This is a genomic window from Actinoplanes flavus (assembly GCF_017592555.1).
In the GTDB taxonomy this organism is placed as follows: domain Bacteria; phylum Actinomycetota; class Actinomycetes; order Mycobacteriales; family Micromonosporaceae; genus Actinoplanes; species Actinoplanes flavus.
Genome location: NZ_JAGFNS010000067.1, coordinates 1 through 7,056, shown reverse-complemented (window position 1 = coordinate 7,056; position 7,056 = coordinate 1). Strand labels below are relative to the sequence as shown.

At 72.5% G+C, this 7,056-nt stretch carries 8 protein-coding genes and 1 pseudogene; 3 read left to right on the top strand and 6 right to left on the bottom strand.

Going from position 1 to position 7,056, the window contains the following annotated elements; all coding sequences use genetic code 11:
- A partial coding sequence (locus J5X75_RS43555) for a pectinesterase family protein (protein WP_372451042.1) occupies positions 1–448 on the top strand: 448 nt, incomplete at its 5' end.
- 177 nt (positions 449–625) lie between these two features.
- Positions 626–977: pseudogene (locus tag J5X75_RS45245) on the top strand (sigma factor); the annotation flags it as partial.
- Positions 978–1,033: 56 nt separating this feature from the next.
- Here J5X75_RS45245 and J5X75_RS43550 read toward each other — a convergent pair.
- The 6 genes from J5X75_RS43550 to J5X75_RS43525 all read right to left on the bottom strand — a co-directional run bounded on the left by J5X75_RS43550 (position 1,034) and on the right by J5X75_RS43525 (position 5,899).
- A complete protein-coding gene (locus J5X75_RS43550; RefSeq protein ID WP_208473606.1) occupies positions 1,034–1,570 on the bottom strand; it encodes a S26 family signal peptidase in 537 nt (178 codons plus the stop codon).
- Positions 1,567–3,441, bottom strand: coding sequence for an ABC transporter ATP-binding protein (locus J5X75_RS43545; RefSeq protein WP_208473605.1), 1,875 nt, complete (start codon positions 3,439–3,441; stop codon positions 1,567–1,569). Before J5X75_RS43545 ends, J5X75_RS43550 begins: the two co-directional genes overlap by 4 nt.
- Entirely contained in the window at positions 3,438–3,980 is a 543-nt protein-coding gene (locus J5X75_RS43540; protein ID WP_208473604.1) for a TlpA disulfide reductase family protein, read from the bottom strand. Before J5X75_RS43540 ends, J5X75_RS43545 begins: the two co-directional genes overlap by 4 nt.
- A gap of 27 nt (positions 3,981–4,007) precedes the next feature.
- A complete protein-coding gene (locus J5X75_RS43535) occupies positions 4,008–4,568 on the bottom strand; it encodes a MauE/DoxX family redox-associated membrane protein (protein WP_208473603.1) in 561 nt (186 codons plus the stop codon).
- 64 nt (positions 4,569–4,632) lie between these two features.
- A complete protein-coding gene (locus J5X75_RS43530; protein WP_208473602.1) occupies positions 4,633–4,815 on the bottom strand; it encodes a hypothetical protein in 183 nt (60 codons plus the stop codon).
- 148 nt (positions 4,816–4,963) lie between these two features.
- On the bottom strand, positions 4,964–5,899 hold the full coding sequence (locus J5X75_RS43525) for a helix-turn-helix domain-containing protein (protein ID WP_208473601.1): 936 nt from the start codon (positions 5,897–5,899) through the stop codon (positions 4,964–4,966).
- A gap of 546 nt (positions 5,900–6,445) precedes the next feature.
- Here J5X75_RS43525 and J5X75_RS43520 point away from each other — a divergent pair.
- Entirely contained in the window at positions 6,446–6,991 is a 546-nt protein-coding gene (locus J5X75_RS43520; RefSeq protein WP_238491023.1) for a winged helix-turn-helix domain-containing protein, read from the top strand.
- The last annotated feature ends 65 nt before the right edge of the window (positions 6,992–7,056 follow it).

Genomic DNA, 7,056 nt, shown 5'->3' with positions numbered 1-7,056 from the left:
GCGGCCGGCGACTGTCACGATCGGTGTGGTGCCTCGCCGGGCCCAGGTTCGGGCCCGGGCTGGTCTCAGCGAGATGCCGGACTCGTCGGCGAAACAGATCCACGCGCCCAGCCTGCACGCGACCCTTCTTACCGCGGGCCACTGGTACACCGACGGCGCCGCGAACTCGGTCTACCTGGGCCGGCCGTACAGCACCACCGGGCAGGCACAGGTCGTGGTCCGCGACTCGGTGCTGGGAGCGGGCGTCAACACCGCCCAGCCGTGGAACAACTGGGACGCCGCCACCCCATGGACGGCCGGGCGGTTCTTCGAGTACCAGAACAGCGGGCCGGGAGCGGCCGTGGTCAACGCTGCGACCCGCCCGATGCTGACCGACGCCGACGCGGGCACCTACACCGCCCGCAGGTACCTGGCCGGCGCCGACAACTGGAACCCGACCGCCGACTGAGCCTCCGCGCAGCACCGTACCCCCGTCACCGGACCTCCGGGGCGGGGGTGCGTGCGTACCGGCTGCTCAGTTCCGGACGATCCCGCCGTCCCGGCCGACGAACCGTCCGGAGCGGTTGCCCAGTTTGCTGACGGATCTCGGCCAGCCGGGCGCCGCTGACTGCGGCGGACTGATCCTCGTTTCGGTGATCTGGACATCGCCGAGGAGGCGGGCGGAGGCGTTCGCCGCCGCCGCAGAGCGGTGGCCGCCGACGGCGCCCCGCCCCGGCGCCTGGCTGACGACGACCGCGAACGGAAAGCCATCGATCGCATTCGGCGTGAGGACAAGCGTGGCGGCGAGCAGGAGAAGGCTCAGACGGTGTACGGCACAGTCCGCCCGAGCCGCTCGCCGCCATCGACGACGAGCGACTCCGGCTGATTTCACCTGCCGTCATCCCGCGCTCGCGCTAAAGACCCGAGTGGCGTCGACGCTGCGCATGGTCGGGGGTCTGACCGGACCCGAGATCGCCCGTGCCTTCCTGGTTCCGGAGACGCCATGGCGCAGCGGAGGTACGGCGAGCGCCGGGCCACGAAGGGCGGTGCGGGATCACCCCGTCACCGTCCCCTCGTGGCGCGGACCCGGTGCGCCGTTGCCGGTCCGTCCGGTCTGCGAGGGAGGCCGGGGGCCCACCACCGAGCCCAGGATCCGCTCCACCGGGAAGTAGCCCAGGCGGCGGGAGTCGAGGCTGACGCCGCGGTTGTCGCCGACCAGGACCACCCGGCCCGGCGGGACCCGGTCACCGGCCGAGCCGTGCAACACCGAACCCGGCTCGGCCGGCACCGGGTCGCCCGGGCCGGCCGCCACCCGCTTGATCATCCCGCGCCGGTCCCGCACCGCGGCGACTCCGGCGGCGGGCGCCACCGGTTCGGTGTGCCAGCCGGTGGCGCCCGGCGCTGCCGGCCCGGCATCCGTCGGCTGCTCCACCACCACCACCACCGCACCGGCCGCCGGCAGCCGGCCGCGCCGCACCAGCACCCGGTCACCGTCGCGATAGGCCGGCTGCATGCTGGGTCCGCGGACGGTGACGACCACCCACCGATGGCTGAGGGCGGTGGCCAGCCGGGCCGTCCAGGTCCGCTTCATCGGTCCGCCGGAAGCGCCGGCGGGCTGTCGGTGAGATAGCCGTCCGCCTGCAGGGAGAACAGGGTGGCATACCGCCCCCCGGCGGCCATCAGCTCGTCGTGGCGGCCCTGCTCGGCGATCACCCCGTCGGCCAGGACGACGATGTGGTCGGCGCCGCGTACGGTATTGAGCCGGTGCGAGATCAGCACGCTGGTCCGCCCCTGCCGGTGCCGCCGCAGCGCCCGGTGGATCTCGTGTTCCGCCGCGGCGTCCAAGCCGGCCGACGGCTCGTCGAGGATCAGCAGGTCACGCCGGTCCCGAAGGAAGGCCCGGGCCAGCGCGAGACGCTGCCACTGCCCGCCGGAGAGCAGCACACCGGCGGCCGAGCCGTCGCCGTCCGGCTCGTCGGCGAAGTCCCGTGACAGCAGGGTCCGGTATCCGTGCGGCAGCGCGGAAATCCGCTCGTCGATGCCGGCCAGCCGAGCAGCCGCCCGCAACCGCGGCGGATCGTCCAGGGCGCTGAGATCGCCGACGCCGATGTTCTCCGCGGCGCTCATGTCGTAACACATGTAGTCCTGGAACACCGCGCCGATCCGCCGCCGCAACTCGGCCACGTCGACGTCGCGAATGTCCACACCGTCCCACCGGATCGAACCTCGGGTCGGGTCGTAGAACCGGCACAGCAGCTTCACCAGGGTGGACTTCCCGGCACCGTTGAGCCCGACCAGGGCCAGCGACCCACCGCACGGGATATGCAGGGTGACCCCGCGCAGCACCCAGGGGTGACCGCCGGAATAGCGGAACCAGACGTCGTGCAGCTCGATGCCATGCCGCAAGGCCGGCATCGAGCGCGGTTCGGCCGGGGCCGGCAGGTCCGGACCGGCCCCGGTGACGGCGAGATAATGGTCGAACATCAGCAGCGCGTGATGGGTGCGGGCCACCTCGCCGGTCAGCGACGTGAGCGAGCCCTGCACCCCGGCCACCGCCGCCACGAAGATCGTGACGTCGCCGAGGGTGAGCACGCCGCCGGCCGCCGCGCTCACCGCCCAGATCAGCCCTCCGGCGGTCACCAGGGCGGCGAGCACCATCAGACCGGCCTGCACCACCGCTTCGCCGCGGTCCATGCGGCGGCGAGCCGCGTCGGCGGTGCGCCGGTCGGCCAGCATCCGGCCGCGCAGGAAATCACCGATCGCGAACAGTCGCACCTCCTTGGCGGCGGCCACCGTGGACAGCAGCGTGCTGTAGAAGATCTCCCGCCGCTCGGCTGGCCCTATCTCCCAGTAGACCCGCGCCCGGCGCCGGGCCAGCACCGTCTCGGCCAGCAGGCTCGGCACCGCACACGCCAGCACCAGCAGTGTCATCGTGGGGCTGAGCGTGAACAGGGAACCGAGGAAGCCGGCCACCGTCACCACCGCCCGCAACGCCCCCACCAGCCCTTCGATGGTCTGGTTGGGAGTGAGCCGGCCGGCCTGCTCGGCCAGACGGAGCCGGTCCAGGAACACCGGATCCTCGAATCTCGCCAGCCCCGCGAAGCCGGCCACCGAGGTGAACAACCGGTCCTGTGCCAGCAGGCCCACCGCCCGGTCGAGTTCGCCGCGCAGGTAGCCGGTGACCGGGGGAAGCAGCCCCGCGAGCAGGCCCACCGCCGCCAGGCCGGCTCCGGCCCGCAGCGCCGGCCCGGAGCCCGTGCCGGCGGCCAGGCCGTCGAGCAGCAGCTTGGTGAGCCAGGCGGCCAGCACCGGCAGCGCGGCGCCGGCCAGCGTCAGCACCAGGTACAGGCTCAACGGCAGCGGCGCGGCCCGGATCCCGAGAGCACATGCGCTCAACACCCGCCGCCAGGCGGCCGTGCCGCTGGCCGGCACGTCGCCGGAGGGCGGCCCGAGCACGGTCATGCGGCCAGCGCCGCCGGGCGGCCCACCTGGACGCGGTTCGCGGCGACCACCACCCGGCCGGCCGCGTCCGGGGCGACCCGGAGCATCGTGGGAAACGCCTGGGCCTGGAAGGCGGCGCCGACCGGGCCGCCACTGTCCTCGACGACCACATGCGCGACCGGTGACAGGGCGGACACGAACGACGCGGCGTCCGCGGGGTCACCGACGACGACGGCCAGCACCCGGCCCCGGCCACCAGGCATGGTCCGGGCGTACGCCGCGAAGTCGCCGACCGTCGCGCGGCACGGGCGGCAGGTGACCGAGAAGATGCCGACTAGCGTCTCGTCGGTGAGGTCGGCACGGCTGATCGAAATGCCGGACACGGCGGTCGCGGTGAAGTCGCCGACCTCCGCGCCGACCGCGATGACCGGCGCCGTGCCGCCGAGGTCCGACAAGAGCACGGTGTGTTCACGTAGCCGCTTGACCAGGCCGACGGTGAGCAGAAGGTTGAGTGCGGTCACCGCGGCGACGACCGCGAGTGCGGCGGCCAGTAGTGACATCTGATCCGTCCTAACCGAGGCAGAGCCTCAACGAGGTGGGTTGACAGGGGTCCGGCCGGGCGGCGTGACCGTGGGCCGGAACAGCGCGAGAAGGTCGTCGAGCTTGACGACGACCACGGCCAGGAGCAGCCCGGTCACGGCGGCCAGCGCCGCGCCGCCGGGCCGGGCCCCGCCCTCGGGAGCGGCGGCCGCACCGAACAGAGCGGCCGCAACGAGCACGAGGTTGCGGGCCACGTGCCACCGGCTCAGCGGAACGGCCGACGGGCCGAAGCAGCGGCAGGCCGCGCCGGCGCCCCGGCGCAGGGTCTCGCCGATGGCGGCGGCGAAGACGGTCAGCAACAGCGCCGCCAGGATCAGCCCGCCGTCGCCGGCGGGCGGCGGGCCGGCGGTGACCAGCAGGCACACCACCGCCTCGGCGGCCACTACCACCGCCGCCGTGGGCCGGACCAGGGGTGGTGGCAGGATCCGCCACTGACGGACCGACTGCGCGAAGGCGGCGAAGGCGCCGCGGCCGGCCAGTTTGCCGGCGAGAGACGACAGAAAGACCGTGCCGATCAGGCAGCGGACCACGATCATCAGATAGGGCACCGGTGTCCTTTCGCAGGCGGTGGGGTGGCCGTGACAGCCACCCCACCGTCAGTGATCCACCCGCTTACTTGCAGATGATGTACTGGCAGTTCTGGCCCTGGGAGTCGCAGCAGGCCTCGCACGGCCGGCCCGCGCACTGCCAGCAGGCGCGGTAGTTGCGGACGTAGCAGACCGCGGCCGAGGCGTCGACCTCGGCCACGAACATCCCGAGGAGGCGACTGCCGGCCCTCTCCAACATGCGGTACATGAAGACACCCTTCGGTCCGGAGGCGATGGTCCGCCTCGCTGCGACCATGCTTTTCAGTCGCCGGGAGAAGGGGCAACCACGAAGGCCGTCCGGGACTGTCCGGGACGCCGTCGGGCCGGTGTCCGGGCAGGTCACATGGTGTCTGCTGTCATTCCGCGCCGATCAGGAAGATCTGGTGGGCGCCAGGCGCGCAGGCCTGCGCGACGACTTCCGCGCCACCGGCCGTCTCCTCGCCGCGGATGCCGAGGCACCGGTCACCGGTCAGGCGCAGCCGGAAGGCTGACGCGGCGGCGCCGGACGGCTCCAGGCGGAACCCCTGCACGGCGGTGTCCACGTGGCAGTCGTCCCAGGGTTCCATCAGGCCGTCCTGGATCAGGGTGAGACAGCCGACCCCCTTGCTGGGGTGGTGCCACTCGACCTGGTGCATGCCGCCGGCTACGGCCCGCACGTAGGTGCGCGGCGGCAGAGCCTCGTCACAGGGACGCTGAGCGGCTACCGCCCCGGCGTACCGTCCGCTGCGGTCGCGGCCCTCGGTCAGGCACAGGTCAGGATTGCGCAGCGGCCGGATCCTGGTCCAGCCGTCTGGCACCGGTGCGGGGCTCTCGGCCAGCACGCCGGGCCCGGTCGGCCGCACCACCTCGCCGGCCGGGCCTGCGAGGTATTTCCCGGCGCCGGCGAAGACAGCCGCCGCGACCAGCGCCAGTGCTATCGCGGCACGATACTCCGGCCGCACGTGGGGCAGGCGGAGACGGTGCGCCCGTCCCGCGACCGCCGGCTCGGGCACGGCCGGCGGCGACGCGTCGGCCGGTGCCGCGACGAGCCGGTCCCGGGCCGCCAGCCACTGGTCGAGCCGGTGATCGTCGTCGCAAGCCCGGACGAAGGCCCTCAGCATGTCCGGCCGCGGCAGGGTCTGCCGGCGCAGCAGGTCGGCGACCGTGCTGCGCGGCAGCACGTCGCCGCGGGCGGCGGCCCGCTGTTCCATCTGGCGGTAGCTGAGCCCGGACCGGGCGCGCAGGTCCTGGAGCCGGGCGATCAGGGTCTCCGTGTCGTTGACATCATCCAAGGAGGACGCATCCGCATTCACGGACGTCACTGTATCAACGGTCGCCTGACACGCAGCGTAACCTGAAACGCCGGCAACGAGGGGGCCTTGGCCGGATGGGGCCGCGGTGGTCGGCGGCGTCCGGCGGTCGGCAACAGCGACGTTCATCTGCGTGGACAGGCCGGCACACCCATGACGGTGGTGCGGGCACAGGAACTCGTGCAGATCAGCGGCGTGCCGTCCGGAACGATTCCCTTCAGCACCGACCGTGGCCGTTCCCAGCCGTCATTCGCAGCGGTCCGCGGTCGACTGCCTGATCATCAGCTTCGGTTCGAAGACGGTGTGGCCGGGTCCAATCACGACGCGCCTGTAGGGTGAACTGCGGGCTGAGGCCGCGAGCCAGGAGCCGCGCGGCGGGTCGCGCAGCATGTGCCGCTGCCGCACGAATCCTCGTCCCCTTTCTGGCCGACCGTGGTCCCTGCCGGCTCGCGCCCCGCTTACTGAGCTTCTGAAGTTGAGGTCATCCTCGTGTCCACATCGCCGTTTGGAGTGATTTCTATCGGTCTGGCTGTGGCGTCTGTTTGTGGCATGCGATACGGGGACGGTGGCGGGGTCGGCCCGCAGCAACGCGCCCGCCGGGAACAGGTACGACGGCAAGCAGCACGCATGTTCGCCGCCGGAGTGAGTGCACCACAGGTAGCCACCGAACTGGAGAACTCCACGAAGTCCGCCTACGCGTGGCGGCGAGCCTGGAAGGCCGGCGGTGAACAGGCTCTGGCTTCCAAAGGGGCGCCCGGACCGGACCCGGTGCTGTCCGAAGACCAGGTGCAGAAACTGATCGCCAAGCTGGAACAGGGCCCGGCCGCAGCCGGATGGGACGAGGACCAGCGCTGGACCCTGGCCCGGGTCCGCACACTGATCGGCCGGATGTTCCACCTCACCGTCAGCATCGCCACCGTCTGGGAGACACTGCGCCGGGCCGGCTACACCCCGCAGCAGCCGATCAGCCGGGCCGCCGAACGCGACGAGCAGGCCATCGAACACTTCAAGCGGTACCAGTGGCCCGCGGTAAAAGGGTCGCGTGCAGGCTGGGCGCGTGGATCTGTTTCGCCGACGAGTCCGGCATCTCGCTGAGACCAGCCCGGGCCCGAACCTGGGCCCGGCGAGGCACCACACCGATCGTGACAGTCGCCGGCCGC

Coding starts and splice junctions, on each gene's coding strand:
- J5X75_RS43550 (WP_208473606.1), bottom strand. CDS start 1,570: ATGAAGCGGACCTGGACGGCCCGGCTGGCCACCGCCCTCAGCCATCGG.
- J5X75_RS43545 (WP_208473605.1), bottom strand. CDS start 3,441: ATGACCGTGCTCGGGCCGCCCTCCGGCGACGTGCCGGCCAGCGGCACG.
- J5X75_RS43540 (WP_208473604.1), bottom strand. CDS start 3,980: ATGTCACTACTGGCCGCCGCACTCGCGGTCGTCGCCGCGGTGACCGCA.
- J5X75_RS43530 (WP_208473602.1), bottom strand. CDS start 4,815: ATGTACCGCATGTTGGAGAGGGCCGGCAGTCGCCTCCTCGGGATGTTC.
- J5X75_RS43520 (WP_238491023.1), top strand. CDS start 6,446: ATGCGATACGGGGACGGTGGCGGGGTCGGCCCGCAGCAACGCGCCCGC.